38 protein-coding genes are annotated in these 24,207 nt (G+C 39.7%); 11 read left to right on the forward strand and 27 right to left on the reverse strand.

Features of this window, described 5'->3' with window-relative positions:
* Positions 1 to 193: 193 nt before the first annotated feature.
* Entirely contained in the window at positions 194 to 691 is a 498-nt protein-coding gene (locus G6R02_RS13990; protein WP_164669842.1) for a GNAT family N-acetyltransferase, read from the reverse strand.
* Positions 692 to 709: 18 nt separating this feature from the next.
* The gene (locus G6R02_RS13995; RefSeq protein WP_164669843.1) at positions 710 to 1,252 is read right to left on the reverse strand and encodes a hypothetical protein; all 543 of its coding nucleotides are present in this window, start codon (positions 1,250 to 1,252) and stop codon (positions 710 to 712) included.
* Positions 1,253 to 1,336: 84 nt separating this feature from the next.
* Here G6R02_RS13995 and G6R02_RS14000 point away from each other — a divergent pair, with 84 nt between their 5' ends.
* The gene (locus G6R02_RS14000) at positions 1,337 to 1,744 is read left to right on the forward strand and encodes a DUF6376 family protein (protein ID WP_164669844.1); all 408 of its coding nucleotides are present in this window, start codon (positions 1,337 to 1,339) and stop codon (positions 1,742 to 1,744) included.
* A 182-nt stretch (positions 1,745 to 1,926) separates the two neighbouring features.
* On the forward strand, positions 1,927 to 3,162 hold the full coding sequence (locus G6R02_RS14005) for an MFS transporter (RefSeq protein ID WP_164669845.1): 1,236 nt from the start codon (positions 1,927 to 1,929) through the stop codon (positions 3,160 to 3,162).
* Here the strand turns inward: G6R02_RS14005 and G6R02_RS14010 are convergent.
* The 17 genes from G6R02_RS14010 to G6R02_RS14090 all read right to left on the reverse strand — a co-directional run bounded on the left by G6R02_RS14010 (position 3,097) and on the right by G6R02_RS14090 (position 13,513).
* Positions 3,097 to 3,885, reverse strand: coding sequence for a helix-turn-helix domain-containing protein (locus tag G6R02_RS14010; RefSeq protein ID WP_164669846.1), 789 nt, complete (start codon positions 3,883 to 3,885; stop codon positions 3,097 to 3,099). The two genes, G6R02_RS14005 and G6R02_RS14010, sit on opposite strands and share 66 nt — an antisense overlap.
* 6 nt (positions 3,886 to 3,891) lie before the next feature.
* A complete protein-coding gene (locus G6R02_RS14015) occupies positions 3,892 to 4,386 on the reverse strand; it encodes an HIT family protein (RefSeq protein ID WP_164669847.1) in 495 nt (164 codons plus the stop codon).
* Positions 4,387 to 4,448: 62 nt separating this feature from the next.
* Positions 4,449 to 4,763 (reverse strand): hypothetical protein, encoded by a 315-nt coding sequence (locus G6R02_RS14020; protein ID WP_246202570.1) that lies wholly within the window; start codon positions 4,761 to 4,763, stop codon positions 4,449 to 4,451.
* Positions 4,764 to 4,788: 25 nt separating this feature from the next.
* The gene (locus G6R02_RS14025) at positions 4,789 to 5,115 is read right to left on the reverse strand and encodes a hypothetical protein (RefSeq protein ID WP_164669848.1); all 327 of its coding nucleotides are present in this window, start codon (positions 5,113 to 5,115) and stop codon (positions 4,789 to 4,791) included.
* A 124-nt stretch (positions 5,116 to 5,239) separates the two neighbouring features.
* A complete protein-coding gene (locus tag G6R02_RS14030; RefSeq protein ID WP_164669849.1) occupies positions 5,240 to 5,728 on the reverse strand; it encodes an NUDIX hydrolase in 489 nt (162 codons plus the stop codon).
* The gene (locus G6R02_RS14035) at positions 5,728 to 6,576 is read right to left on the reverse strand and encodes an aminoglycoside 6-adenylyltransferase (protein WP_164669850.1); all 849 of its coding nucleotides are present in this window, start codon (positions 6,574 to 6,576) and stop codon (positions 5,728 to 5,730) included. Before G6R02_RS14035 ends, G6R02_RS14030 begins: the two co-directional genes overlap by 1 nt.
* A 34-nt stretch (positions 6,577 to 6,610) precedes the next feature.
* Complete coding sequence (locus G6R02_RS14040) at positions 6,611 to 7,024, reverse strand: NUDIX domain-containing protein (RefSeq protein ID WP_164669851.1); 414 nt, start codon at positions 7,022 to 7,024, stop codon at positions 6,611 to 6,613.
* Positions 7,025 to 7,059: 35 nt separating this feature from the next.
* A complete protein-coding gene (locus G6R02_RS14045) occupies positions 7,060 to 7,518 on the reverse strand; it encodes a GNAT family N-acetyltransferase (protein ID WP_164669852.1) in 459 nt (152 codons plus the stop codon).
* A 237-nt stretch (positions 7,519 to 7,755) separates the two neighbouring features.
* Positions 7,756 to 8,622 carry a phosphotransferase family protein gene (locus G6R02_RS14050; RefSeq protein WP_164669853.1) on the reverse strand — a complete coding sequence of 289 codons (867 nt, stop codon included), beginning with the start codon at positions 8,620 to 8,622 and terminating at the stop codon, positions 7,756 to 7,758.
* 13 nt (positions 8,623 to 8,635) lie between these two features.
* Positions 8,636 to 9,040 (reverse strand): VOC family protein, encoded by a 405-nt coding sequence (locus tag G6R02_RS14055; protein ID WP_164669854.1) that lies wholly within the window; start codon positions 9,038 to 9,040, stop codon positions 8,636 to 8,638.
* 4 nt (positions 9,041 to 9,044) lie between these two features.
* Positions 9,045 to 9,407, reverse strand: a complete 363-nt coding sequence (locus G6R02_RS14060) for a VOC family protein (RefSeq protein ID WP_164669855.1) — start codon at positions 9,405 to 9,407, stop codon at positions 9,045 to 9,047.
* A gap of 119 nt (positions 9,408 to 9,526) precedes the next feature.
* The gene (locus tag G6R02_RS14065) at positions 9,527 to 10,039 is read right to left on the reverse strand and encodes a GNAT family N-acetyltransferase (RefSeq protein ID WP_164669856.1); all 513 of its coding nucleotides are present in this window, start codon (positions 10,037 to 10,039) and stop codon (positions 9,527 to 9,529) included.
* Positions 10,040 to 10,061: 22 nt separating this feature from the next.
* Positions 10,062 to 10,496 carry a hypothetical protein gene (locus G6R02_RS14070; RefSeq protein ID WP_164669857.1) on the reverse strand — a complete coding sequence of 145 codons (435 nt, stop codon included), beginning with the start codon at positions 10,494 to 10,496 and terminating at the stop codon, positions 10,062 to 10,064.
* 10 nt (positions 10,497 to 10,506) lie between these two features.
* Entirely contained in the window at positions 10,507 to 10,683 is a 177-nt protein-coding gene (locus G6R02_RS14075) for a hypothetical protein (protein WP_164669858.1), read from the reverse strand.
* 51 nt (positions 10,684 to 10,734) lie between these two features.
* Complete coding sequence (locus tag G6R02_RS14080; protein ID WP_164669859.1) at positions 10,735 to 10,962, reverse strand: hypothetical protein; 228 nt, start codon at positions 10,960 to 10,962, stop codon at positions 10,735 to 10,737.
* A gap of 11 nt (positions 10,963 to 10,973) precedes the next feature.
* On the reverse strand, positions 10,974 to 12,731 hold the full coding sequence (locus G6R02_RS14085) for a putative ABC transporter permease subunit (RefSeq protein WP_164669860.1): 1,758 nt from the start codon (positions 12,729 to 12,731) through the stop codon (positions 10,974 to 10,976).
* Positions 12,728 to 13,513, reverse strand: a complete 786-nt coding sequence (locus G6R02_RS14090; RefSeq protein ID WP_164669861.1) for an ABC transporter ATP-binding protein — start codon at positions 13,511 to 13,513, stop codon at positions 12,728 to 12,730. The genes G6R02_RS14085 and G6R02_RS14090 overlap by 4 nt, the downstream gene beginning before the upstream one ends.
* Before the next feature lie 149 nt (positions 13,514 to 13,662).
* On the opposite strand from G6R02_RS14090, the gene G6R02_RS14095 reads away from it, so the two are divergent.
* From G6R02_RS14095 to G6R02_RS20260, 4 genes are all read left to right on the forward strand, one after another.
* Complete coding sequence (locus tag G6R02_RS14095; protein WP_164669862.1) at positions 13,663 to 13,869, forward strand: helix-turn-helix transcriptional regulator; 207 nt, start codon at positions 13,663 to 13,665, stop codon at positions 13,867 to 13,869.
* Positions 13,870 to 13,888: 19 nt separating this feature from the next.
* Positions 13,889 to 14,263, forward strand: a complete 375-nt coding sequence (locus G6R02_RS14100) for a hypothetical protein (protein WP_164669863.1) — start codon at positions 13,889 to 13,891, stop codon at positions 14,261 to 14,263.
* A 61-nt stretch (positions 14,264 to 14,324) separates the two neighbouring features.
* Positions 14,325 to 14,507, forward strand: coding sequence for a hypothetical protein (locus G6R02_RS14105; RefSeq protein WP_164669864.1), 183 nt, complete (start codon positions 14,325 to 14,327; stop codon positions 14,505 to 14,507).
* Positions 14,508 to 14,545: 38 nt separating this feature from the next.
* On the forward strand, positions 14,546 to 14,677 hold the full coding sequence (locus G6R02_RS20260) for a hypothetical protein (RefSeq protein WP_281347113.1): 132 nt from the start codon (positions 14,546 to 14,548) through the stop codon (positions 14,675 to 14,677).
* A gap of 1 nt (position 14,678) precedes the next feature.
* Here the strand turns inward: G6R02_RS20260 and G6R02_RS14110 are convergent, their stop codons facing one another.
* The 4 genes from G6R02_RS14110 to G6R02_RS14125 all read right to left on the reverse strand — a co-directional run bounded on the left by G6R02_RS14110 (position 14,679) and on the right by G6R02_RS14125 (position 16,611).
* Positions 14,679 to 15,251 (reverse strand): hypothetical protein, encoded by a 573-nt coding sequence (locus G6R02_RS14110; protein WP_164669865.1) that lies wholly within the window; start codon positions 15,249 to 15,251, stop codon positions 14,679 to 14,681.
* Positions 15,252 to 15,389: 138 nt separating this feature from the next.
* Positions 15,390 to 15,677, reverse strand: coding sequence for a hypothetical protein (locus G6R02_RS14115; RefSeq protein ID WP_205520145.1), 288 nt, complete (start codon positions 15,675 to 15,677; stop codon positions 15,390 to 15,392).
* 84 nt (positions 15,678 to 15,761) lie between these two features.
* Entirely contained in the window at positions 15,762 to 15,914 is a 153-nt protein-coding gene (locus G6R02_RS14120) for a small acid-soluble spore protein P (protein WP_164669866.1), read from the reverse strand.
* 64 nt (positions 15,915 to 15,978) lie between these two features.
* Complete coding sequence (locus tag G6R02_RS14125) at positions 15,979 to 16,611, reverse strand: YczE/YyaS/YitT family protein (protein WP_164669867.1); 633 nt, start codon at positions 16,609 to 16,611, stop codon at positions 15,979 to 15,981.
* A 261-nt stretch (positions 16,612 to 16,872) separates the two neighbouring features.
* Between G6R02_RS14125 and G6R02_RS14130 the strand changes: the two genes are divergently transcribed.
* Positions 16,873 to 17,682, forward strand: a complete 810-nt coding sequence (locus G6R02_RS14130; protein WP_164669868.1) for a glycoside hydrolase domain-containing protein — start codon at positions 16,873 to 16,875, stop codon at positions 17,680 to 17,682.
* A 103-nt stretch (positions 17,683 to 17,785) separates the two neighbouring features.
* On the opposite strand, the gene G6R02_RS14135 is transcribed toward G6R02_RS14130, so the two are convergent.
* The 4 genes from G6R02_RS14135 to mscL all read right to left on the reverse strand — a co-directional run bounded on the left by G6R02_RS14135 (position 17,786) and on the right by mscL (position 20,756).
* Positions 17,786 to 18,841 (reverse strand): nuclease-related domain-containing protein, encoded by a 1,056-nt coding sequence (locus G6R02_RS14135; RefSeq protein WP_164669869.1) that lies wholly within the window; start codon positions 18,839 to 18,841, stop codon positions 17,786 to 17,788.
* A gap of 282 nt (positions 18,842 to 19,123) precedes the next feature.
* Positions 19,124 to 19,684, reverse strand: a complete 561-nt coding sequence (locus tag G6R02_RS14140) for an SLOG family protein (RefSeq protein ID WP_164669870.1) — start codon at positions 19,682 to 19,684, stop codon at positions 19,124 to 19,126.
* A gap of 5 nt (positions 19,685 to 19,689) precedes the next feature.
* A complete protein-coding gene (locus tag G6R02_RS14145; protein ID WP_164669871.1) occupies positions 19,690 to 20,313 on the reverse strand; it encodes a Dph6-related ATP pyrophosphatase in 624 nt (207 codons plus the stop codon).
* Between the two features lie 26 nt (positions 20,314 to 20,339).
* Positions 20,340 to 20,756, reverse strand: coding sequence for a large conductance mechanosensitive channel protein MscL (gene mscL, locus G6R02_RS14150; RefSeq protein WP_164669872.1), 417 nt, complete (start codon positions 20,754 to 20,756; stop codon positions 20,340 to 20,342).
* Positions 20,757 to 20,932: 176 nt separating this feature from the next.
* Between mscL and G6R02_RS14155 the strand changes: the two genes are divergently transcribed.
* From G6R02_RS14155 to G6R02_RS14170, 4 genes are all read left to right on the forward strand, one after another.
* The gene (locus G6R02_RS14155; RefSeq protein ID WP_164669873.1) at positions 20,933 to 21,298 is read left to right on the forward strand and encodes a hypothetical protein; all 366 of its coding nucleotides are present in this window, start codon (positions 20,933 to 20,935) and stop codon (positions 21,296 to 21,298) included.
* A complete protein-coding gene (gene yidC, locus G6R02_RS14160) occupies positions 21,253 to 22,020 on the forward strand; it encodes a membrane protein insertase YidC (protein ID WP_164669874.1) in 768 nt (255 codons plus the stop codon). The genes G6R02_RS14155 and yidC overlap by 46 nt, the downstream gene beginning before the upstream one ends.
* 193 nt (positions 22,021 to 22,213) lie before the next feature.
* Positions 22,214 to 23,059, forward strand: coding sequence for a MurR/RpiR family transcriptional regulator (locus tag G6R02_RS14165; RefSeq protein ID WP_164669875.1), 846 nt, complete (start codon positions 22,214 to 22,216; stop codon positions 23,057 to 23,059).
* Between the two features lie 13 nt (positions 23,060 to 23,072).
* A complete protein-coding gene (locus tag G6R02_RS14170; protein WP_164669877.1) occupies positions 23,073 to 24,200 on the forward strand; it encodes a M20 peptidase aminoacylase family protein in 1,128 nt (375 codons plus the stop codon).
* The last annotated feature ends 7 nt before the right edge of the window (positions 24,201 to 24,207 follow it).

The following is a 24,207-nucleotide window of genomic DNA, read 5'->3' on the forward strand; positions in this document are numbered from 1 at the left end:
CAATCAATAATAGAAATAGTAGTATTGAAGAATGCGCATCTTCCCATATAAGTTTGGCAATCAGAAAAATAAACAGTGATCCAAATACTGCACTGAACAACAATGTGAACTGAAATTTCTTTTCTGCATCCATCGTATTTCTCCTCAAGTAGTTTTACAGAATTATATTTTATAATTTTTCCAGATCCGATACTCACAACAATTTCGACATATAATACTCATCATAAGATTTTCCATCAACAATAAGTGAATTCCGCTTCGTACCCTCTATTTCGAATCCATTTTTCTTATACAGAGCAAGTCCTGCCTCATTTTGCGTTACTGTTGTAAGTCCCAGTCGGGAAATGTTATTGTTTTTTGCCCAATCATCCAATTTCTGAAACAAAGCTGATCCGATTCCCTGTCCTCTGTAGTCCTTTAAGATTCCTGCAACAAGGTTTGCAGAATGTTTCGTGCGCTTAACGCCACCGCCCATAACGATCAGGTAGCCTACTAATTTCTCTTCATCTTCTGCTGCAAATATCGTTGAATTGTTTTGCTGTTCAATATGTTCTATATGTTTCCGCTGCTGCTCGGGTGTGGTCTTTCTCTCATCAGCTTCCATTAGCATAAAATTAGACTCAGCTTCAACTTCCTTTATAAGATCGATTAAATTCCCGGCATCTTCAATTTTTATCTCTCTGATTAACATAAGACTTTGGCCTCCTGATTACTTGATTAGTATCTCTATCTCATCTTCATTTTCTTCTACTAAATCCTGCAGCAATTGATTTGTCTGTTCATTATATTCTTCAAAATTATCCTTTGTTGGTTCACCAAGCTTTTCTTCAAAATAAGATGTCACATACGCACTTACTTCCATATTTTTTTCAACGTATTTTTTATAATACTCTTCCGTATCCATTCCAAGCTTATTTGCCTGAGACTCAGCAAAGTCCCGTACAGAGTTTGCTGGTTCAGTGTCTACATCTTCAGGTGGAAGTTCCCCGCCAAATTCAACTGATTCTTCTACTTGCTCGGAAACATCCATGTTCATTTCCTTTGCCTCTTGGACCGCTAACTTAGCTTTCACAGTCGGTTCAATCATTTCGAGAACTTTGTCATCCGTGTACAAAAAACGTAATTCGCCAATCGTAATTTCTTCACCTCTCACAATTGCCGCAACTTCATCATCGGCATACCCTATTGTATCTGTACAACCGACCATAAATATCAAAAAAGCAACAAAAATGGATTTCAACGGCTTAAGCATAAAAACACTCCCTGCCACCCAAATTCACGACGCATCTTACAACCCATGTTATGTTATAATTAGTATAATTGAAAGGAGATAATCATGAAAAAATTTATTAGCATTCTAATTGTGTCGGTTATAGCACTTAGCGGATGTTCTTTACTTGAAGAAGCTAACGACTCCTTAAACTATGCAAACGAAGCAACTGAATATATGAATGAACTAAGCACATTTGCGGAAGAAGCACCTTCCCTTGAAGGGGCTGAACTGAAAACCCAATTGGAGTCATTGCAGACGACAATTGAAGATTTCATGGAAATAGAGCCGCCATCCATTGCTGAAGGCCTTCACAAGGAACTGGAAAATAAGAGCCAGGTGCTGCTCGATGGAATCAACAATGTATTGGAGAATGGTGAAGTAGCTATTGAACAGCTAAAACAATCAGAAATCTACGAGACCATTGAAAACATTACAACGCTTAAAAAACAGATTGAGGAACTGGGTTTATAGAAATCCCCTTTTATACTATTATCGAATTCCAGACCGAAAAGGTGTCATAAATTACAAAAAAATTTATGACACTTTTTTTAATTCTGATTCGATTATAGGAGTAGAATCTTGTTTGTTAAACCAGCAATATTTAATAAGACGGTCACCTCTATTATCGATAGAGTAGTTATAGAGGTGGTATTATGTATAAAATCTTATTGCAAAATAAAAATATCCGCTACTATTTAATCGGTGGTGGTATCTCGCGGCTTGGTGATGTTTTATCCGGGATGGCGTTTTTGTTTCTTGCCTATGATTTAACCGGATCAACCATACAGACGACCGGGATGGCAATTGCTGAGACGGCCCCGTATCTGTTGTTTGGTCTGGTTGGAGGAGTGGTTGCTGATTGGCTGCCGCGAAAAAGACTTTTAATCACGCTTGATATTATTCGTGTTCCACTGATTTTTTCGGTGTTTCTTTTACATCACTTCAATTTGCTGAGTTATGTTTATCTGCTTATCATAAGTTTTATTATCCAGACAATCGGTTGCTTCTTTAATCCGGCACACCGGGCAATACTGCCAATTATTACGAAACCTGAGGAGCGCTCTCTGGTAAACAGCTTAAACGATACAGTAAGCCGTGGTGTCACAGTTTTAAGCCCGATCATATCGGTCTGGCTGCTGTCATACGGCGTGATCTATTTTTTCCTGATCGACGCGCTAACATATGTCGTCAGTGTTGCCTCCCTTCTCCAAGTGCATTTTATCGAACAAAAAGAAAAAGTAAAAAAATCGGTTAAAGGAATCTTTCATGCGATAGCAAACTTCTTTACTTGGGCAAAAAAACAACTGACAATAAAACAGCTTTTTATTTTCACGTTCGCCATTGTATTTTTCAATACATGGGTATGGGAAGTAGGATTGCTTCTCGCGCTAGCGGAAATGACCAGCAAAAGCGAGGAATTATATGCGATACTTCAGGGCGTATTTGGCGGTGTAGTTATTTTAACAAACATCATTATACCGTTATTTGCAAAGAAATTGACTCTAAAACATTATTTGCTGGGTGCAGTCATCTGGGGAGTTGGCATAACATATTACGGAATTTTTTATGAAATTGAGCATTTTTTTATAGGCGCCATATTAGTTGGGATTGGACTCCCGATATCAAGTTTGGCACGAGTATATCTTATTCAGGAAAACGTACCTGAAAATAAGCTCGGCCGCGCGTTTAGTTCGAATGCATTTTTGCTGTATCTTTCGAATACGATATCTCTGATTTTGTACGGGGCATTAGTTTCCTTCATTCCAATCCAATGGCTGATGATCGGAAGCGGTATAATGATACTGATTATAAGTATAAGCAGCCTAACTGTTTTTTCGATGAAACATGCGAAATTCAGTAGGGGTTTTTCCATAAATTTTTTTAAATAAACTATTATAAGAAGCAATATTTTTGAATCCAACTTTTAAGGCGATAGATAACACAGTTTCCTCCGTGTAGGTTAAGAAATGCTGGCTTCTTATCAGACGGTACAATTGCAGCCAGGAGTATGGTGACAATCCAGTTTTGCTTTTAAACGTATGCGCAAACTGGAATTTGTTTAAACCGGCAACAGTCGCCATTTCTTCCAGCGACCATTCTTCATCATAACTTTCTTGAAGAGCATTGATGACATTGTCTAATTCTCCGGTTACTTCCGGCAATTGATTAAGGTGTGACCCGGGGCCATTTTGCAGCATCAGAATTGCCAGCTGGGTAAGGCTGTTTTCAATGAATAACGCATTAGATGACACATTAATATATTCACGAATAAACGTAATCCAATTTAAAATATGCGGATTTTTGAATGGCAGCAGAGCAAATTCCGGCTCTGATACGTTTAGACCCAGCTGCTCGGCAACATCGATTAGTAAAGGCTGCTCCATCTCAACAAGGAATTTCTCCTCAGCAACCTGCAGCTGTTTATGCTCTTCGTTTGGGTTGAAAATCAAAAAATTACCGGAATCGATAGACACATCCCGACGTCGCGTTTGATAGATTCCTTTGCCATATGGTGAAAAAATTATTTTGTAGCAGCCATCACTTCGCCAATTGCGCTCACCCAGATGGTCATTGCGCATGAGAAACAGGCCGTTTTCGTGATCTAGTATCATGCAGTTTTAACTCCTTACGCCATTCAGTTCTGTTTTTAATCCTTGAATTGCTGTCATAACCTGGCCCAGATTTTCGACATCATTCATATGATTTCTCGCGTGAAGCAAAACCGATCGGACAGATTCAACCGAACGGCCAAAATCATACATCCAATCATAGCGCGGTACCATCCACGTATGGAAATGGTGAGTTGTATCTTCGTTATAGAAATAATAAACGTATTCAATTCCCAGGACGTCCCGCTGTGCTTTCCTTATTTTGGCCAGCAGTTTAATGTAATCCTGTTGTTCGTCACTGGTTAATTCATCAAAGCTTTTGATATGACGTTTGGAAGCCAGAATCACCAGTCCCTTGATTGGATAGGCAACATCCTGATGTGCATGAAAATAATCCGTCTCGATGATTACACCGCCATCAGGCTCAATTGCACCACTTGTTAAGGCACAGCTCAGGCATTCGACTTCAACCACATTGCCATTTGATAGTTTTATATTACGCATTTAATGCTCCTCTTCTATACCTAACTTCGACTATTCCTTTACGAGTATATGTTTAAATAAATTTATAGTAATCCCTCAATTCCACTTACAATAAACGGGCTGACAAAAAGTGTAATGGAAACAATATAAAGATGTTTTGTCGTTTTCCCGGATAACTTTTGACGTCCCTTCCCTTTGTACCACCCGGAAAACTGCCATCTGTTTCGATATAACACAAAAAGAAAAACGTAAATACTAAGCCCGCCAATCCATCCGTATTTTTCCGCACCGGTATTCGCATATATTTTTTCTACAATCAGCCATATAAGACTGCCGAGCAATAAAAATATAAATATAATTCGAAATAACTCCAGCATAACTCTCATAACAAATCCCATTCCTTGTAGAATCCAAGTAGTTGAATCAACCAAAAATTGCAAACGGAAAAAACAACCAGTAATCATCAACAAAGAAAACCATTATTCCGCCAATTACAAGCCCCAGCATTAAAAACCCAGCATAATACAGTCCATTTTTCACCCAATTAAACGAATGAGCGATGGCGAGCATGACGAATACAAAAGTGAATCCAACCGTGATTTGACCAACTGAAAAGCCGCCCAGAAAACTGAGAACATACGACGTTAGAGCAGCTATCCAATATAATCGTGCCTGGTGGTCTCCTTTGATTGCGAATGCTACTGAAATCAATGTAACCGATACAAGCGTGTAAAAGACGTAAGTAAGCATAGGTTTTCCACCCTTATCTTATTTCTTTTTCTTCTTACCTTTACCAAACAGACCCAAAGCAACAGCTACTGCAAAAGCGACAGCAATCCACGAGGCCGTACCCATTGAATTCACCAACTTTCCGTTAAGTTATGAACGCTTCCAGTGGCTCGATAATAACATCAATAATTTCCATATCCTGATAAACAAATCGATAATTATATGTATTTGACTCATTCAGCATTTTAGGCAGGAAGTATTTAATATTTCCCACAACCCCAACATTTTCTTCATCCAGAAGCCAAAATATCTTTTTCCAATCCAAAATGCCTTCTTCAGTACTTTTCGGTGTATTATATTCATATGTCTCCGGAAGCTCAGCGATGAACACATACATGCCGCCGAGATTAGTACCATCCGCTTTTGACCAGGTGACATTTCCCCGATAATTTACCTTTGCATCCTCAATACCTGTTTCCTCTTTGATTTCACGCAGAATGCAATCCATGGCAGATTCATTTTTTTCAACCTTTCCACCTACACCATTCCACATCCCAGTCCATGGTGACGACTCCCGATTCAGCATCAATATTTCGTTGCCTCTTTTAATAAAACTTATCGTATATTTCAGCATTACCTTGACTCCTCCTGCAGCACTTGGTTGAACACATTATCCAACCATTTTGAATCCTTGTTTATTCCGACTTTTTCACATAAGCTGCTATGAATATGACGAAATTCCGGGATCATGCTTTTTGCCACTCCCATTATTTCATCCGGTGACCTGCCGCAATCCCAACTTTCGAGCAGTTCTGATTGTGCTTGGTTTAATTTACTCCGTTCACCCTCAAGATTTGCCCAATCGCCGAGTGTGTTCGGATGAACGCCAGCATCCATATACCATCCTGAAACGATAGCCAACCTCATTTGATCAACACAATGCAGTGCATAGTATATTTCGCCTCGCTGCACTCTCCTGTATACCTCATGAAAGTGAGCAAAAAATTTGGTGCACCAAAATTCGACCTCATTACTAGTGGGGCTGTATATCAATGACGCCGACTCACTTTGAATGCCGCTCATGAACCCATTTGTGTCATGTACTATTTTGATATTTTTCAGCCAGACGGAAGGCCGAATGTGGGAAGGTTGATAATAAAAAGAATCAACCTTAATGAAGCAATCATAATGGGCTACAATGAAATTAGTGGCTGGGGACCCCTCGTAAAATAATACATTTCCCCAATTAACAGCCCGCAGCTTTTTATTTTGTCGATATTCCTCAAATACTTCTTCTTTAACGACGACTCTTATATCAATATCGGAAAATAAATCTGTATTCTGGTTTCCAATCGAACCGCCATAGAACACGGCTAAAACGTTATTGTCGTTACATAAGTCATTTTCGATATTATCCTGAAGTTCTTTGCGATACCTTGGCAACTCCAGATCCCGTTTACTATATTTTACGTCTAATCCCACTCATTCAAATTCATCCCCTTTTAAGGTTTTTTCGTCATGCTATAGCGCCGTTTTCAACATATTCCACCAAAACTTCCAGATCCCCTGGATATGAAAGCTCCAAATTTTTAATTTCATCAAGCGGTTTCCAGTCAATTTCATAGATTAGATTATCGGGGTCCTGTATTTTTGCTGAACCGCCATATACTTCGACAGCAAAATACTGCACCTCTACCGCCACACCACTTGATGTACCCTGCTTTACAAACAGCGACTTGATTATCCGTCCATGATACCCGGTTTCTTCACTAATCTCTCTGATACAGCATTCTTGAAAAGTTTCGCAGGGCTCTTTTCCGCCAGTTGGAATGGACCACATCTTCTTTTCCTCCGGTGTACCCTGCTTTACCATCAAAATTTCCTTGTACGCATTCATGCATATACCTGCTGCTCCGTACCATTTTTCCATCCACTCACCCTTTACAACATCAACTTTAGTGATTCCTACTTACTCAAATCCATCCGTAACTTAATCATATCCCGACATAATATCCCGTTCTCAATAATTTCTTCCTCATAATTCTTTTTAAAAAAATCCTTTATAACTGCTGTGATTCGGAAACCGCATTTTTGATAGAGTGCCAACTGTCCGATACTGGAATTTCCTGTCCCGACTTCAATATATTTATATCCAAGCAGGCGGGCATTGGCGATAGCGTGATTAATCAGTTGCTTTCCAATCCCTTTCCCCTGCTCACTCTCATCAACGGCAATATTTTTAAGTTCAATCTTATCTCTTCTTCTTTGGAAAAGAACATATACTCCTACTATCTTATTATCTATTTTTGCTACGTAACATTGCCCTTGCGTCAAATATTCCATAACCATTTCTTCCGACGGATCAGCTAAAAGAAGTAAATCCATTGGTGCCGCTTCACCTGATTTTAATTTTTGGATTTCCATGGTGTTCTCCTTCTTTGATTTTGTATTTACTATACTATTTCGATGTTCTTCGGTGAAATTCCTTTTAATTTGCTAATATTAGACGTGATCAAACTGTGGTAGGATTTGTGGTAAGGGGTTGAACCCGAAAGTATGCGATATATTGTTTCTTCTGCCGATGTTTCTATTGATATCCGGTGTTCTCCGGATTTAGAATACGACAATAAGCAACAATTCCATTTCAGTTCTCCTCCCCAACTAGGTGTATCCCTGTATCCCTCTCGAAAATGCCAGTTCATCCCCATTCTCGATTCCATGAAGCGCTTCCTGCAATGCGAATGTTTTTTGATAGAATACAGCACGTTTCTCAATCTCAGGGTCATCAAAGTAATGACCAATACAAAGTTTAAAAAAGTCATATCCGTAGCTGGCCAATATACCTGCAAAATCATAGGCAGGGTCACCAAAGCCGGACTCACCAAAGTCTATGACACCTGTTAATTGAAGGTTGTCACCATCCCATAGAATATTTGATGCACCAAAATCACCGTGAATCAGGGTTGGTGTGAAATGAAAATCATCAATCCGTTCAAAAAAATCCTCAAACAGGGTGGACACTTCATTCTTTGCATCATCGCGCATATATGGATAGAGCTTCAATTGAATTTTTTCAAACAGCTCCTTATATTCATCAAAAATAGGTACCGATTCGTCAGGCAGGTCCTTCTTGGAATAAGCATGTAATCTGATAAGAAAATTCACTAATGTTAATGATCGTATATCTAGTTTAGGCTTATCTTCAACATTCGAAAATTCATCTGGCCGTATAATATGCCCTTCGATCATAGGATAGCCGGTAAACACTTTCCCCACCTCTAATTTGTCAAAAGATTGGTAAATAGGATCTGGAGTATGTATCTTCATGCCTTTTTTTATAAGTCCCAGTATTTTTGTCTCTTTATATAACTTATCAATTCCAGCTTTATATTTTGGAAAACGGAATACCAGGGAATCGTTGATTATCAGTACATCATTATTTTGACCTGTTTCATTCTTTTCGACTTTTTCGATAGACAAATCAGGATAAACCTGATTGATTCTATCGGTATATTGCTCTATTTCCATTGTGTAACTCCTTTCAAATACCATTTGTATTCATCAAAACAACCCGCCATCCGTCCGGGTCCTCAACCGTAAGGCCTTTTTCCTTCCAGTAGTCATTCTCGGGCGGTACATCCGGATAACCCATCTTAAGCAATCGATTTGCGATATAGTCAACTTCACTTTTGTTGGGAATATAAAAAACAAGGAGATTATCCTCGGTTGGTGCCGGACATGGACTTCCATCTGCATGTTTCGTAAATTCCAGGTGATAAGCTGCATTAGGTATCCCTAAAATAACCCCTGAATACCCGTCATGATTGGTAAAGTCTGTTAATCGTTCCAGTCCAATGCCTTTTTCATAAAACGCAATAACCTCTTCAAATTTATCTGTCGGTCGTGCAACTCTGATTTGTACGGCTGAAAAATCGTTGAATTGCATATTATCACTCCTTAATCTCGTTAAGTTCGATTCGGTTGCCATCGGGGTCCATAAATACTGCTATTATTCCCCAATCAAATTCTAAACGTTTATGTAAAAGCTTGACTCCACGCTCTTCCAACTTATGTACCGCTTCTTCAAGAGAAGTTAGATCAAACCGTAGTACTACCGGGTTTTGCTGCCTGTTTTTCTCAGCATCGGATCCGAATCCGCCTTTTTCGACCATTAAATATCCGCCATGAACATCAAATGATACCAGGGTTTCTTTTTCAAACCGGACGTCTAATTGAAGCTTGTTTTTATAAAAATCAATGCACTTTTCATAGTTTTCAACAAATAAAATTGTTCCAAATTCCTTGAAGTTCATAATACCCCTCTTTCATGAATAATTGACCAGCAGATAATTTAACTGGAGATAAATCAAAATAACAGGAGATGAGAATGTTTAACAGGAGATCAGTAGTTTTATCAGGAGAACGGTAAAATTTATCTGGAGATGCTCCTGATATCCTCCCAGCCGTATGCTATTTCTTTATGTTTCTCACTATCGATTTCCAGTTCCTGATACCCCAGTTTCTTGCCGCCCATCTTTTCATAAAAATGTTTAGAATCGTTATCCTCCAGCACCCACACAAGCATGGAGGTAAAACCGTCATGAAGAAGGTCGTCAACTACTGCCTCAACAAGCTTCCGGCCGATTCCTGTGCCCTGGTATTCTTTGAAAATATAAATGGCATAAAGCTCGCCAGCATAACCGGGATAGTTGCCTTCACGCTCTTTCCCGCCGTTTGCAAATCCAACTACTCTGCCGTCATTGTTTTCGGCAACAAATACACTTTGTGCAGACGCAATATGCTCCCATCGCTTGGTGCGGTTGTCGTAGGACATCCGATCCAGAAAGGAATCAGCAACTATCCCTTTATATGTGGTGCGCCAACTGTCAACGTGAACTTTCGCTATTTGCGGGGCGTCCTGCTTGGTTGCCTTTCTTATTTTCATAGATTCAAGCTCCTTCCATTAACTATTCTGTACCCGAGCTCCATCGCATCTTCGTTAAAAGCTCATAGTTTTTTGTCCGGACCATACGAATACCATGCTTTTCAGCAAAACTTTGCAACTCATCATATACACTATTTGGATGAAAGTCTATTATTCTTAGATTCAGACCATCTTTCACTTTTACAATAGCACACTTCTTCGCCCAGCCGGCTCGCTTTAATTTTAGTTCTGTAATTTGAACGGATTCCGAAGTTTTTTTATAAAAAGTTATGCCGAATATAGTTGCTTTGTAAATAAGTTTATTATCAACAATACGTAATGCAAAACTCATGAAAGCAAGCAGCAAAATAAATATGGTAAGAAATATGTAATAAATGCTATACTCAACTACTAATTGAATCGAAAACACTGCAAGGAGTATAAACCAAATGCTCCCCGAATTCCCTTTATATGTCATTTAACATACCTCAATCCTTATCCAGATCATCTTTAGGTTGAAACTTTGCTTCCTTAAAACCGTTCTTTTGTTTCAGCATTTTACCGACTTCCGAACTGTCAATCCCGTGTCTGACTGCCACTGTTATGACAAGGTAAGCTATGTAAATTGATAAAGCCAGAAACACTAAATTGATAATAAATCCCATTTCAACGCCTCCTTTATAACTTTCATACTAACACAAAAAAAGAGAAGAAGACTATGCTTCCTCTCCAATACTGTTCCTTCGTATATAAATACCAATAAACCCAAATAGAACCGCAAAAAGACCAATCCACATGTGTTCCATGAATGCCGCAACAGAAAAAGTCAAAAACATCACTGCAAACATGGCATGCATATACCGTTGGGCTAAGCTTTTCTCATTGACCGCGCTGAACGATTCGATTAAGACCATTAAAATATTGACCAAACCAATCCAGAGCATACGTCTCCTCCTTAATACAGGCTGCCGGATTTTTTACCAAGTGATGGTTTCGTTTTCGTATCCTGAACCATATCAATTTCGATTCCCTTATCAAATTTCCGGGAAGCAGCTTTTGTAAACATATAGGCAGTCCCAAGTGAAATAATCATCATCAGGAGGATTCCTGTTACAGCCACTAATACCGGGTTTGCCGCTTTCCAGGACAGCAAGGTATAGACAAATCCTGCTATCAAACCAATAAATCCATCAATTTGCAGACTGCCTTCATGGAAAACACCCATCGCCTCAGTCGGAACCAGCATAAGAACGAACGGAATAAGCGCGAGGAACAGGTAAACGTAGGAAGTAACAAGCAAAAGGATTGCTGTTCCAAATTTCAGCCGGTTCTGCGGATTGGCCGGATTATATTTGGCACCAATTGTACCTAGCCACAATCCGATTCCACTGATTCCAAGGGTTATGAAAGCCTTCATTGCAATTCCAGCGATAAATTGGATAAAGGTCCAACCGAAAAATATCCCCAGCGCAATTTCAATAACCGTTAAAATAACAAACGGAATAAGCCAGCTGATCCACAACTTTCCGTATGCAATATTTTTCCCTGAAAGCGGAAGAACACGCAGAATCCATACGGACGTTGCTTCTCTGGCGATTGACGATGCAGCCAGCTGACCGTTGAACATGGCATAAATAAACAGGAATACTGCCTGTGCGATTGGCCACGATATTTCATTTGGCCCACGCAGATCGCTGATACTGGCACCGCCGCTTAGAAAGCCGATAAATCCAAATACAATAAAGAATACGATAGGCAGGAATACGAGCCATTCCCGCATATCACGTTTGATTGCAAACCATTCTTTTTTTCCAACTGCGATGATTGGATGTCGCAACTTAGACCCTGATTGTTTTGCGGCAGATTTCCTCTTTCTTTTCCCGCCGCCTTCACTCAGTTTAATCCAGCCGGTTCGAAAGCCTTTTTCAACCAATGAAGAGGTTATGATAAAACTGATAATTGCCAGCAGGATAATCAGTACAAACGGCAACAGAAATTCCATTGATCCTGCTGCGGCATTTGCAACAGCATTTGCCGCCCAGTTGACGGGAACCCACTCCGGAAACAAAGGCAGCCCTGCCAATAGCAGTTCACTCATTGGCTGATCATTCGCCAGGTTCGGAATCATAAACAGTAAATAGACAAATACCCCTGACAATACACTCATCGCTGTCATGAACTCATTTGCCTTGCTTGCCGGAACAACTTGAATCAAAAGCAGGTTAAATAAATAGGCAATCGAAAGCCCGATTGCGACTACAGATATGAGAACAAGAATCATAACCGGATAATAGAGCAGGCTTGCGTCGATTAATATGCCGTAAATGAATAATGGTACGACAAAAAAAGTGAAAATAAGTAACGGTATGCCGGCGAAACTTTGCAGATATTTTACCCAGAAGATGTTTCTTGTCGGGATTGGCAGCGTAAACAGGAGTTCAAGGTCTGTTGCTGCATATAAATGCTTGAATACTTGCGGAAGACCAAGCAGAATAATAAGTCCGATTATTACAAGAAATCCATATGACAGGATGCCTGTTAAGACTGACCCTGTAATTGATTCACCGATTGCCCATACGCCTCTGGACAGGAAATATAAAAGGACCGCCAGAACACCAAATGAGAATACATAATTTGCGTACGTTTTTTTAGCTTGTGACTGAAATGTATTTTTGAGAATCTTCCACTGGTTTTTTAACAGAACATTCATCATTTGGTATCACCCTGATCGGTGATTTCACTTATCAGCGCCTGCTGATCTTCTCCGCCGGTCAACTCAAGGAAAATATCCTCAAGACTCTGTTGGGCATCACCACCACTGCTTTTCAGCTCATCCATCGTTCCGAGCGCAATGATATCTCCATCCAAAATAATCCCGACCCGGTCACACATCTGTTCAGCAATTTCAAGAATGTGGGTTGAAACAAATGCCGTCATGCCATTATCGCATAGCTCACGCAGCAGGTTTTTCAGACTGCGTGCACTCTTCGGATCAAGCCCCACTGTCGGCTCATCAAGAAACAATACATCCGGTTCATGCACCAATGCACCGCAAATCGCAATTTTCTGCTTCATCCCGTGTGAGTAACTCTCAATTAAGTCATTCGCCTGGTCGGTAAGGTTAAAAATTTGCAGCAATTCTTTTGATTTCGATTGGAACTTTTCTTGTGAAATTTGGAAAACCGAAGCAATAAACTCCAAATAATCCCATCCGGTTAATTTCGGATACAGGTTTGGCTGGTCCGGTACATAGGCTATCTTCTTTTTTGCCTCGATTGGATCTTTCCATATATTAATGCCGGCAATTTCAGCAGAACCGCTTGCCGGCTCAAGCAGGCCGGTCAGCATTTTAATGGTCGTCGTCTTCCCGGCACCATTCGGCCCAAGAAAGCCAAACAATTCACCCTTGCCGACTTCAAGATTTAATTCTTTTACAGCTTTATGTCTTCTGTATGTTTTCGATAAGTTTATTAGTTTAATTGATGCGGCTGCCATGCTTCTCCCCCTAAATAATGTATATTTAGTTCAATTGTAACAGATTCCACTGCTAATTATACCGCTTTTTTCAGAAAATGTAAAAGGAGCTTGACAGTAAAGGTTACTTTACAATATACTATGATTAAACAATTTACTGGAGCGTAAACATGAAAAATAAAGTAGCCTTATTCAGAAAAGAACATGGATATTCACAGGAATTTTTAGCAAAGAAACTTGGCGTATCCAGGCAAACAATCATCTCCATTGAAAAGGAGAAATATAACCCTTCCCTTCCACTTGCCTTGTTAATTGCGGAAGTATTTGAAACGGAAGTGAAACACATTTTCAGTTTGGAAGAAAGTGACAGACCATAACTTTTTAGGAGGAATTCAAATGGCTTCCCGTAAAACTTTTCTTATATTAGGAATCATGGCGTTTCTGCTGACTCTGACACACCTGTCCATATTAATTGCAGCAGGCGAATTTTCATTGAAGCTGCTTTTTGTATATGGTGCAATTGTATACATGTTATTCGCTATAACCTATTTGCTCCCACAGCTTGAAAAGCAGGATGAGCGAATGAAATTTATTAAGCAAAAAACCATGCAATATTCAATGATTGCTGTTTTGTTCTATATTGTACTGTTAACAGTCAACATGACAGGAGAATTCGTTCCTTTAGCTGCTGGCGAAATGTTGAGCCTGCTCATGTCCATGTCCATCGTTACGATTTGGTCAATCTGGATTTTTATGGCGAAAACAAATTAGGGAGGAAGTCCCCAGATAGTTTGGGGAAAGTAATACTATTTTTGGAGAGGGGATTTTACAGATGGAATCATTATATTTTGTCGGAGGACTGTTGATATTCGTTTTTATTGGTCATTTGATTCTCCGGAATGACGTTGACGAAAATAATAAGCTGACGCGAAAAGGTCATATAAAATTTTGGATCATGATGGCCGTGGTTTTCTTTGGAACGATTACATCAATGAGTATTATCCAATTATTATAAAAGATGTGATAAGCACGAAATGCATCGCGGGAAACGGAGTGATTGACAAGGCATCCATTCTTATCTTTACACTGCATGTGCTGACATTTAAAAAATCAAAATGGATACCTAAGGAAATCGGTGAAATAAAACCTGCTATCAGCCAGGGAAAATCTGGAGTTATTTTTTGAACTAAATGGTACTCAGCACATAAAAAACAGTGACCATTATTAACACACCTGCCAGAAGTAATCCTGCCACAAGTCCAATCAAGGTTGTTTTCCAAGTGTACCCTTTAAGGTCTGCTTCATTAGTTGACCTGTCGACCTTGTATGCATGAAGCAGCAGCATAATGTTGATTGCAACCAGTAAAGCGATAATAAATACCATGAAGAACCGAATGTCAATGGAATATTCAGTATTCATATCACGAAACCAGGATGACTGAAACATGAGAAATCCGCCCAGGAAAATATTCACTACATAACTCGCTTTATTCTGTCGCTTCCATTCCTTTCCCATTTTCTCTTTCTCATACGTTCGAACCTGTTCTACAATCGGAATCCATGATTTGGTGGAATCTTTTTTTATCAAAAAATACACTGACTGGATTAGTAAGTATGCACCAAGCAAAAAAATAAGATTGGACAGATTTACCCCTGAATAATTGACAACCACCATATACAACATAAGTACTGTAAATGATACAGCGTTTATAAAGATGAATTGTTTTTTGCGCATATTTTTAATTGCTTCTGACGTCATAATAGTCTCCCCCTGAATGGTTGATGCAAACTTCGGCGATTTCGTTCTGAACTTCAGCGAATTTGTTCTCTACTTTGGCGTTTTTATAATAATTTCCGGCGATTTCACACAGAACTTCGGTGTTTTTAAAATTCCAGCCTATTCTTGACCTTTTTCCGTTTCTGAAACTGGCATTTTCGTAATTACAATCGGATCATTCAAATTGGCGTTTGGAATTTGCTGGGGTTCATTTTTACTTGGCATTGATTGAACATTTTTGGCTTCAGGCGGAAGGGGGTCATCTACGGAATCCATAATAATGACTTCCCGCTCCAAACGATCTTTTTTGTAATCGTCCTGCTCGCCATCGACATCCTGCGAAACGTCTGCATTACTACACCCGAACAATGCCAAACTTACCATCATAATGAACGTTATTTTTTTCAATCCCAACACCTCGTTTCTTCTTTGACGCTATCATAACATAAACAGCACACGAACCAATTGACTATTCGTGTGCTGCCAGGATTTTTACATATCATGATCTGATTTCTGTTTTTGCCGTGAATGGTTCCGTTGTTTTACCTTATGCGAGCCCTGCAACGGTTCGCCGTATGGCTGCTTGGGGCTTTTTGGCAAATTCGGCTGCTCCTGCTGTTTTGGTCCTTTAGGTCTTCCACCCATGTATAAATTCCTCCTTTGCTAATCATTATTAGCTTTTGACGAGGAAAAAAATCTATACTTTAAATCAAGAGGCCCATTTCTTTCCAGGCTTTCGTCCTCCGTTTTTAATCAGCTTGACATACGGTATAAAGAAACCAATGATTACTCCTGAAATTAATGCATTAATAAACGTGCCAACCCCAATCGCACCATTGAAAAGAAAAGCCACGATTACCAGCCCAATACTGATCAATGCCCGCGAATACTTAACACTCCATCCGGTCAGATCAGACACAACAAGCATCGAACGGTCCATTGGGTTTGGGGCAATATTCGATTGCAGATAAAACGCAACACCTAACCCGATTAAAATAATCCCAACAAGTAATGCGCTCCACTCACCAAACCATGTTACTGGCGAGACCCAATCACGCAGTACAAATAACCAGGAATCAATGCCAACTCCTGTAAAAAATGAGGTCAACAGCGCAAAATATTCAGGCCCTTTTTTCTCAGCTATTGCATTACAGACGATCATCGAAAAGCCGACAACAATTTCCCAACTTCCGACAGTCAATCCAAATGTTCTGTGCAGTCCAACCAGAAGCGCATCAAACGGCGACGCACCTAAACCGGATTGGATGGTTAGTGCAATACCGAGCGTTAAAATGATAATACCAATCAGATAAAAATGAATTCCAGCACGAATTAGCCGCATGATAGTCACTCCCTTTCTGATGAAATGAATTCTTCTTTTATAATTTACGAAAAAATTGGCCCATCGCCACCATATTTTGATGGCGAAAAGCCTATTTATAATTTATATTGTTTAAGTCTCCTTCAGTTTAACAGAGTCAATAAAATTAAGAAACCAAAGCAAAGTAAACTTATTCATTATTTTCAACAATCCCTTTTCCCAGCCTACACACGCCTCCCTTCGGCGAAATACACTGTTACAAGGTGTGAAGGGAGGATTTGTATGAATAGATCCCGGATATTCTATATCATTGGAGGCGTACTTCTTATTGCAGCTCCATTAATTTTGGCAATCTTTTTAAACAATCCATCCAACCAGCCCGACTCCGGAAATGGTGGAAACGGAAACGGGAATGGTGATGGTGGTAATGGCAACCAAAACAATCAGAGTACGCAGGAAATCTATTGGGGGGTCGACTCAGCCAGCTATACAACGCAGGATTTATATAAATGTGTTAAAAACAATTATGGTAAACCGAAAGTATGGGGCAGATATTTAGGTACAAAAGGAGATGTTTCTAAAGGGCTCGATAAAGAAGAGGTGCAACTTTTACACGAAAACAACGTACGGATACTTGTCATCTACAACCATTTTACCGATGCCACGGGTTATGATCACGGTGTAAAGGAAGCTGAGCAAGCCATCGAATACGCTAAAGAACTCGGTATCCCTGATGGAGTAGCCATATTTGGCGATATCGAACCAAGCTTTCCGGTTACTTCCGCATTTATGGAAGGCTGGTATGATGCACTGTCCAGTTCTTCTTATAAACCAGGCATTTATGGTGTCTTTGATGAAGGCAGCTCAATCATGAAAGCATACAATGCGATGAGTAAAAACGCACAGAAAAACACAATCGTATGGAGCGCATTTCCTCAAAATGAAATAACCACAAAAGAAAATGCCCCAAAATATAACCCAAACGGCCCGAAAAACGCTAAGCTATACGGATGGCAATACGCGATTGAAGCCGAACAATGTAATATTGATAACAACCTGTTCCGGAATGAGATGCTCGATTATTTGTGGTAAGTGATATGAATAAGAAGCCTCGCTGGTGAGGCTTCTTTTTGGTCGGGCTGTATTGTCTTGAACATCGCCGGCAATGAGGCGAACAAATTGTGAACTTTGGACATTATAGTTGTGAACTTCGGTGATCTGAATTGTGAACTTCGACATTTTTCCTGTGAACTTCGACATATTCATTGTGAACTTCGGCATTTTGTAATTTTTCAAGGTCAATTTTATATTTTCGACCACTGGTTTCACCAAAATGCTCAAACTGTTCTTGTCGCAATATCCGTTTAATTATATAATCCGAGTCCAGTTTTAGAAAATCCCGGGCTTCTCTATTATTGATATACTCTCCTGCCAGCAAGGCATAATCTGTCAAGGTTGGTTGATGGGCTGTTTTCGACTTAAACCCACAGCCTGCACACAACCATTTTCCACTTTGCCAAATCATTGGGATACTTCCGCAGCCCGGACAAATAACGCCTTTTATCAGGTCGTCAGTTGTAATATCAAATTTTTTAATCCCATCATATTCCTCAGGGTTGTGCTGCTTAAGCAATTGATAAGAAAGTTCCAGTAACTGATTGTCTAAACAACATACTGATTTATGCTTATTCATGTACAAATCGATTTTCGGAAGGACTTTATCACGATGCATGACAATATCGGAAATAACTTTATCGTTGGCTAAATTTTTGAGGTATGTTTTGTCTTGGCTGAATACAACAATTTTTTCAATTGGAATGGCGGGGAAATTATATTTGCGAAGCCAGCTCAACAGCCTTCTGTGCTGTAGATTAACCTGATCAACAGGGTTTTTAAATATTTCAACTTTCTCACCCGAGCCCCTGTAGGTCTGACCCATTTCATCAAAATTTACGTGGTCATAAATATTTTTAACTTCAATAATAAGGAAAAAATAAATTGATAAAAGAAGAAAGTCCAGTTGAAAATGCCCTTTATCATCGGGGATCCTTAAGTAGTGGAAGATTAGGAAGTCATCTTCGGGAAGAAAACTCAGATTGTAATTCAGTGATTTCTCTCCTTTAAAACCTGAGTAGAGGTTAGCGGCATTCTGATTAATGGAATGCTTGTTCCGGTGAGTATCTGGAATACGGGAGTTCAAAGCCAGTGCCTGCAGGATATGATTGGGGATTGCAATAGGTTTTGCGTACAATCGAACACAACCTCTCTTATTTTATTTATAGATACAAGATTACATATTCGACATCTTTCAAAATAATCCTGCTTTTAATTAATTTTATTGCGAAAATATAACACCCTCGACGAAAAAAAGGCGAACATAATGTGAACTTCGACTTTTCAATTGTGAACTTCGGTGCTCCTGATTGTGAACTTCGACATTTTTCCTGTGAACTTCGACATATTCACTGTGAACTTCGGCATTTAGCGGTATTTCGAGTTTATTTTTACAGCATCTAGTGTTTTTCAACTTGAGTCACCCCCAGTAATCCGGATCAGACATCCGCATTTCCTCAACTATATCATCCAAATCACTTGGGGTGATCACGAAAATCGGGTATTCCCCTGATTCTTCCGCCAGCTTTGCCTCCTCATAAAAAAATCGATTACTGCCGGGGTTCTCGTCATCGAGCAGAATCAGGCAGCCATCACTTTTATCCACCAGCCATTTATTTTTCGCCTTAAATTGATATGCACCCTTGTAGTCTCCTTTATAAAGAGGCTGATAAAAGTCAGCAACCATCATGAGTTCCTGGTAAATTTGCTGAACCGCCTCAGGCCAGCGACTTTCCTGATTTTCAAACGGTGGAATCATCGCCAAATTCACATCATATTGTTCTTTCAAATCCAATACAACTTCACCGGTCCACAATTCAACGCCCATTTGTCCGGAAATAAGCACCCATTCCAGGCCTTCCTCTATGAAGCCAACTAATCTTTTTTCAATCGCCGCTTTAATAAAGGAAATCCGCTTATCGTCCGGTTTGAAAAGATTTAGTTCCATTGGTTTGTATCCTGTTACCATAAGTGTTTTCATTGTTTTCAACCTTTCCTGTTGTCTTCACGCAAACCCTTCCCAAACATTGGTCCATCCATAACTGCCGTATGATATTCACCTGACTCACCCATCGGGCAGACATCATCGTACAATAAAATATCTTCCACAAACGACTCGTCCACTTTACGGCCAACCCAGCTTTCAGGAAGCCTATCTTTATCGACCTTAATCACCTCAGCATCAAAGCCATGCGACACAAATTCGCGCAGCAAACGCACCACATTCTCCCGCTCCGTCCACAATGGATAAATTGCTTCAACACCAGCCGCACGAGCCACCTGTTCGCCCCACTCACGATGACCTTCCAGATAAATATCACCAAAAGCAGCCCCGTCAACTCCATAGTCCTCACGCAGTTTTTTCAATGCTGCCACAAAATCCCCCGTGTACGTCTCAAAATCGGTTTCGATAATATATACGGGTAGCCCTATACGGTCTGCCTGTTCTAAGATTAACTGCCGCTTCTGATCATGCGCAACTGTCCTGTGGCTTTTTTTCCAAACTGTAGTTACCAGCCAAGTTACCTGCACTCCTTGTTCATCCAGTTTATGTAAAGCCAGGCAGCTATCCTTCCCGCCGCTGAATGACAATGCTGCTTTTTTGACCACAATTTCTCTCTCCTCTTTAAACCAGTTTATTTTTTTCGTCCGATATGCACCTTTACCTTATGACCTGATCCCTTTTCCTCTCGCTTCAAAAGATCACGAATTTCTCTGAGCAGTTCTTCTTTTTCATCCGGTTTCGGTTGCTTATCTGGTTCTTTTGCCCGCCTGAACTTCGCCATTAAACGTACGAAAAAGAAAATGGAAAATGCTATAACTAAAAAGTCAAAGACCGATTGAATAAACTCACCATATAATACATCCGCGTTTCTGACTGTATACGTCAAATTGGTGAAGTCTATGCCATCAATGAGAATACCAATCAAAGGCATCATGATGTTTTCAACCAATGATGTAACAATTTTTCCAAATGCGGTTCCGATAATGACGGCAACAGCTAAATCCACGACATTTCCTTTAAGCGCAAAAGCTTTAAAATCCGACCACAATAGTATTCACCCTTTATATAGGTTTGTACTATTTTTATATGTCGCAGGACTGCTATGTATTACGTTTGATGCCGCTGTCGCCTCCCAGTTTCCGGATATTCCTATTAAATCATTGAAACTAATGTTTACTTAATTACGTATTTAAGTATACACGCATTATAAGGAGGTGAATACAGATGATCATCGAATTGTTATATGAATTGCTCGGCGAAATGTCACCAATGTACTTTTATCTTGGTTTTGCACTGTCCGTCATGTACAGCATCCGCGTTTTAAATGTGGATATGAACAACACATTCATGAGCAGCCATGATTATGCCAAAGAGTGTCACGCGTTAAGTTTCAGGCAATTACCTGATCAGGAACCGCTTGGTGAAATTGATGATATTCATAACTGGATAACACATACAACAAAGCGTATCGATGCACCGGATGACGATACAGATAACCATTCCTTCTCGTTCACAAACAACACAATACTGCGAGGAGGACCACAATGGACCAAAAATCTGTATTCACTTTCTTTTCGAAATATAGCTTAATCGGGATAATTTTAATTCTAGTCTTAACAGGATGTGCAACAACTGATCCGATCAGTGAAAATTCATCAGGATGGTTTGACCAATTTCTCGTCTTACCATTTTCATTATTAATAAAAAGTGCAGCATCATCTCTTGGTGGTAACTTCGGCCTCTCGATTATCGCAATAACGTTGTTAATCCGTCTTGCGATTATGCCATTTATGCTGAAGCAAATGAAAAACAGTAAAGAAATGCAAGAGAAAATGAAAATCATGAAACCCGAAATGGATGCCATCAAAGAAAAATATAAAGGTAAAAATGATACGGAAACCAAATTGCTGATGCAGCAGGAAATGACACAGCTGTATCAAAAGCACCAACTGAATCCGATTTCCTCAATGGGCTGCTTACCAATGATTATTCAGTTTCCAATCTTAATTGGTTTTTACTATGCGATCAGACGAACACCTGAGATTGCTTCCCACTCTTTTCTGTGGTTTAACCTGGGACACACGGATATACTGTTAACGATACTTGCCGTGCTCGTTTACTTCGTTCAATTCCGTGTTTCGCAAATTGGTATGGATTCAAATCAGAAAAAACAAATGGCGATTTTTGGATTAATCTCACCGATTATGATTGGGATTGTATCGATAAATGCACCTGCTGCACTGCCACTGTATTGGACTGTCGGCGGATTGTTTCTTATCGTTCAAACCTTTATTTCCAGGAAAACCGCTTAACTATAACAACCTGGTCATTCATTTGGCCAGGTTGATTTTTTTAAAAATTTTTAAAAATTTTTAGATAATTGATAAAATTACATATTGCGAAAAAATAGAAATCATGATATGTTACTATTAAATAAAGTATTTACTTCTAGTTTAATAAAAAATAAAGGAAATCCTTCAAATGTACTAGATATGGAGGTTAATTATGGACAACCTTCACAAAAAAATAAAAGAACAGCAATCAACATTCTCAAAAAGTTTTAAAAAAATAGCATCATTTTTATACAGTAATCCATCTGTTTTTGCTATGAATTCTGCGAAAGAAGCCGGTAAACAAATTGGTGTCAGTGAAACTACTGTCATCCGGTTTGCCCATACGTTAGGATACAAAGGGTATAGCGTTTTGCAGCAGGAGAACAGGAAAAGCATTCTGGAAAAAAGCAGTTTAATTAATTTTCGGGACAGAAAGGTCTCCAGCCATTCACAGGATGATTCGATTAAAAAATTAATGCTGAAGGATGTAAACACCATTCAAACATTAGTCGAACAAATCTCGGAAGATGACCTGGAGCAGGCTTCAACGGAACTGTTAAATGCCGAGAAAATATATGTTGCAGGTGTCCGCGCTTCATTTTCATTGGCCAGCTGGTTTACCTTTGCACTTGATATCGCTGTAGGGAATGCACGGCAATATATAGCAAATGATGATATTCTGATTCGTATCAGTGAATTAAACGAAAAAAGTGTCTTTGTTGCTTTTTCTTTTCATAGATATGGTATTACTACAATTAACCTGGCTGAATTGGCGAAAAAACAAGGAGCTACGATTATTGCTATTACAGATAATCCATACTCCCCCATATCAAAGTATTCGGATATTACGTTAGCCATTCATCAGGAGGAATTATCGACGCTTGACCTGACACCTGCAGTCTTTTCCCTGTTAAACAGTATCATTTCAACGATTACATTACGATCACCGGAAAGATTCCAGCAGCGTGTAGCCCGGTTTGATGCAGTACAGGCAACTGATTTTTTTCACCGAAGTTAGGAGGTGCAATGTAATGAAGTCTACTATTGAAAAGATAACTCCACAGCTAAAATCTATCTTTGATCATTTACATAAACATCCTGAAGTCAGCTGGGATGAGAATAACACAACGGTATTTATTAAACAGCTGTTCGAGAAGCATGATTGCAGCATCACAACATTTCATGATTCACCCGGCCTTATTATTGAGATTGGCAGAGGAAAACCGGTTGTTGCGATGCGCGCTGATATGGATGCATTGTGGCAGGAAGTCAATGGTACATTTCAGGCCAATCATTCATGCGGGCATGATGCACATATGACGATTGCAATCGGCTCACTAATGACGCTTTTGGAAACGGGATATCCGGAAAAAGGAACATTCCGGTTTATTTTCCAGCCAGCAGAAGAAAAAGGCACAGGTGCATTGTCCTATGTTGAAAAAGGAATCGTTGATGATGTTGACTTTTTATATGGCATGCATTTGCGACCGGCTGAAGAGCTCACGTCTGAACAATTTGCCCCAGCCATCCGTCACGGTGCCGCCAAGTTTGTTGAAGGAACAATCCGTGGTGATGATGCCCATGGAGCAAGACCACACCTGAATGCCAATGCTATTCAGATTGGTGCCGAACTTGTTCAGCACCTGAATAATATAAACGTAAATCCAATGATTCCCCATTCCGCAAAAATGACCTCTTTTCACGCCGGCGGGGAAAGTAAAAATATTATTCCCGGCAATGCTTCGTTTTCGATTGACCTTCGTGCACAGACAAATGATGTGATGGAAGAACTGATGAAAAAAACAGAAGCCATTGCCAACATGCTTGCTGACTATCATGAGGTGTCCATCGATTTGAAAATAGGTGCAAATATCGCTGCTTCTGTAATAAATGAAGAGGCAGCATCGATTATGGAAAAAGCAATTATCGAAAGCCGCGGTGCTGAAAAGCTCGAGCCAATAATCACAACGACAGGCGGTGATGATTTTCATTTCTATACGATCAAAAAACCGCATCTTAAAGCGACCATGCTTGCGATTGGCTGTGATTTAAAGCCCGGGCTGCATCACCCGAATATGACATTCAAACATGAGATTATTCCACAGGTTGTTGACATTTTAACCAATGCATTATTGAAAACAACTGAAGAGTATTCATAAAGGGGGC

Source organism: Virgibacillus doumboii (assembly GCF_902806455.1).
GTDB lineage: Bacteria > Bacillota > Bacilli > Bacillales > Amphibacillaceae > Lentibacillus > Lentibacillus doumboii.

Excerpts from the sequence above, each read along its gene's own strand:
- G6R02_RS13990 (WP_164669842.1), bottom strand. The coding sequence starts at position 691 with ATGTTAATCAGAGAGATAAAAATTGAAGATGCCGGGAATTTAATCGAT.
- G6R02_RS13995 (WP_164669843.1), bottom strand. The coding sequence starts at position 1,252 with ATGCTTAAGCCGTTGAAATCCATTTTTGTTGCTTTTTTGATATTTATG.
- G6R02_RS14000 (WP_164669844.1), top strand. The coding sequence starts at position 1,337 with ATGAAAAAATTTATTAGCATTCTAATTGTGTCGGTTATAGCACTTAGC.
- G6R02_RS14005 (WP_164669845.1), top strand. The coding sequence starts at position 1,927 with ATGTATAAAATCTTATTGCAAAATAAAAATATCCGCTACTATTTAATC.
- G6R02_RS14010 (WP_164669846.1), bottom strand. The coding sequence starts at position 3,885 with ATGATACTAGATCACGAAAACGGCCTGTTTCTCATGCGCAATGACCAT.
- G6R02_RS14015 (WP_164669847.1), bottom strand. The coding sequence starts at position 4,386 with ATGCGTAATATAAAACTATCAAATGGCAATGTGGTTGAAGTCGAATGC.
- G6R02_RS14020 (WP_246202570.1), bottom strand. The coding sequence starts at position 4,763 with ATGGGATTTGTTATGAGAGTTATGCTGGAGTTATTTCGAATTATATTT.
- G6R02_RS14025 (WP_164669848.1), bottom strand. The coding sequence starts at position 5,115 with ATGCTTACTTACGTCTTTTACACGCTTGTATCGGTTACATTGATTTCA.
- G6R02_RS14030 (WP_164669849.1), bottom strand. The coding sequence starts at position 5,728 with ATGCTGAAATATACGATAAGTTTTATTAAAAGAGGCAACGAAATATTG.
- G6R02_RS14040 (WP_164669851.1), bottom strand. The coding sequence starts at position 7,024 with ATGGAAAAATGGTACGGAGCAGCAGGTATATGCATGAATGCGTACAAG.
- G6R02_RS14045 (WP_164669852.1), bottom strand. The coding sequence starts at position 7,518 with ATGGAAATCCAAAAATTAAAATCAGGTGAAGCGGCACCAATGGATTTA.
- G6R02_RS14050 (WP_164669853.1), bottom strand. The coding sequence starts at position 8,622 with ATGGAAATAGAGCAATATACCGATAGAATCAATCAGGTTTATCCTGAT.
- G6R02_RS14055 (WP_164669854.1), bottom strand. The coding sequence starts at position 9,040 with ATGCAATTCAACGATTTTTCAGCCGTACAAATCAGAGTTGCACGACCG.
- G6R02_RS14060 (WP_164669855.1), bottom strand. The coding sequence starts at position 9,407 with ATGAACTTCAAGGAATTTGGAACAATTTTATTTGTTGAAAACTATGAA.
- G6R02_RS14065 (WP_164669856.1), bottom strand. The coding sequence starts at position 10,039 with ATGAAAATAAGAAAGGCAACCAAGCAGGACGCCCCGCAAATAGCGAAA.
- G6R02_RS14070 (WP_164669857.1), bottom strand. The coding sequence starts at position 10,496 with ATGACATATAAAGGGAATTCGGGGAGCATTTGGTTTATACTCCTTGCA.
- G6R02_RS14075 (WP_164669858.1), bottom strand. The coding sequence starts at position 10,683 with ATGGGATTTATTATCAATTTAGTGTTTCTGGCTTTATCAATTTACATA.
- G6R02_RS14080 (WP_164669859.1), bottom strand. The coding sequence starts at position 10,962 with ATGCTCTGGATTGGTTTGGTCAATATTTTAATGGTCTTAATCGAATCG.
- G6R02_RS14085 (WP_164669860.1), bottom strand. The coding sequence starts at position 12,731 with ATGATGAATGTTCTGTTAAAAAACCAGTGGAAGATTCTCAAAAATACA.
- G6R02_RS14090 (WP_164669861.1), bottom strand. The coding sequence starts at position 13,513 with ATGGCAGCCGCATCAATTAAACTAATAAACTTATCGAAAACATACAGA.
- G6R02_RS14095 (WP_164669862.1), top strand. The coding sequence starts at position 13,663 with ATGAAAAATAAAGTAGCCTTATTCAGAAAAGAACATGGATATTCACAG.
- G6R02_RS14100 (WP_164669863.1), top strand. The coding sequence starts at position 13,889 with ATGGCTTCCCGTAAAACTTTTCTTATATTAGGAATCATGGCGTTTCTG.
- G6R02_RS14105 (WP_164669864.1), top strand. The coding sequence starts at position 14,325 with ATGGAATCATTATATTTTGTCGGAGGACTGTTGATATTCGTTTTTATT.
- G6R02_RS14110 (WP_164669865.1), bottom strand. The coding sequence starts at position 15,251 with ATGACGTCAGAAGCAATTAAAAATATGCGCAAAAAACAATTCATCTTT.
- G6R02_RS14120 (WP_164669866.1), bottom strand. The coding sequence starts at position 15,914 with ATGGGTGGAAGACCTAAAGGACCAAAACAGCAGGAGCAGCCGAATTTG.
- G6R02_RS14125 (WP_164669867.1), bottom strand. The coding sequence starts at position 16,611 with ATGCGGCTAATTCGTGCTGGAATTCATTTTTATCTGATTGGTATTATC.
- G6R02_RS14130 (WP_164669868.1), top strand. The coding sequence starts at position 16,873 with ATGAATAGATCCCGGATATTCTATATCATTGGAGGCGTACTTCTTATT.
- G6R02_RS14140 (WP_164669870.1), bottom strand. The coding sequence starts at position 19,684 with ATGAAAACACTTATGGTAACAGGATACAAACCAATGGAACTAAATCTT.
- G6R02_RS14155 (WP_164669873.1), top strand. The coding sequence starts at position 20,933 with ATGATCATCGAATTGTTATATGAATTGCTCGGCGAAATGTCACCAATG.
- yidC (WP_164669874.1), top strand. The coding sequence starts at position 21,253 with ATGGACCAAAAATCTGTATTCACTTTCTTTTCGAAATATAGCTTAATC.
- G6R02_RS14165 (WP_164669875.1), top strand. The coding sequence starts at position 22,214 with ATGGACAACCTTCACAAAAAAATAAAAGAACAGCAATCAACATTCTCA.
- G6R02_RS14170 (WP_164669877.1), top strand. The coding sequence starts at position 23,073 with ATGAAGTCTACTATTGAAAAGATAACTCCACAGCTAAAATCTATCTTT.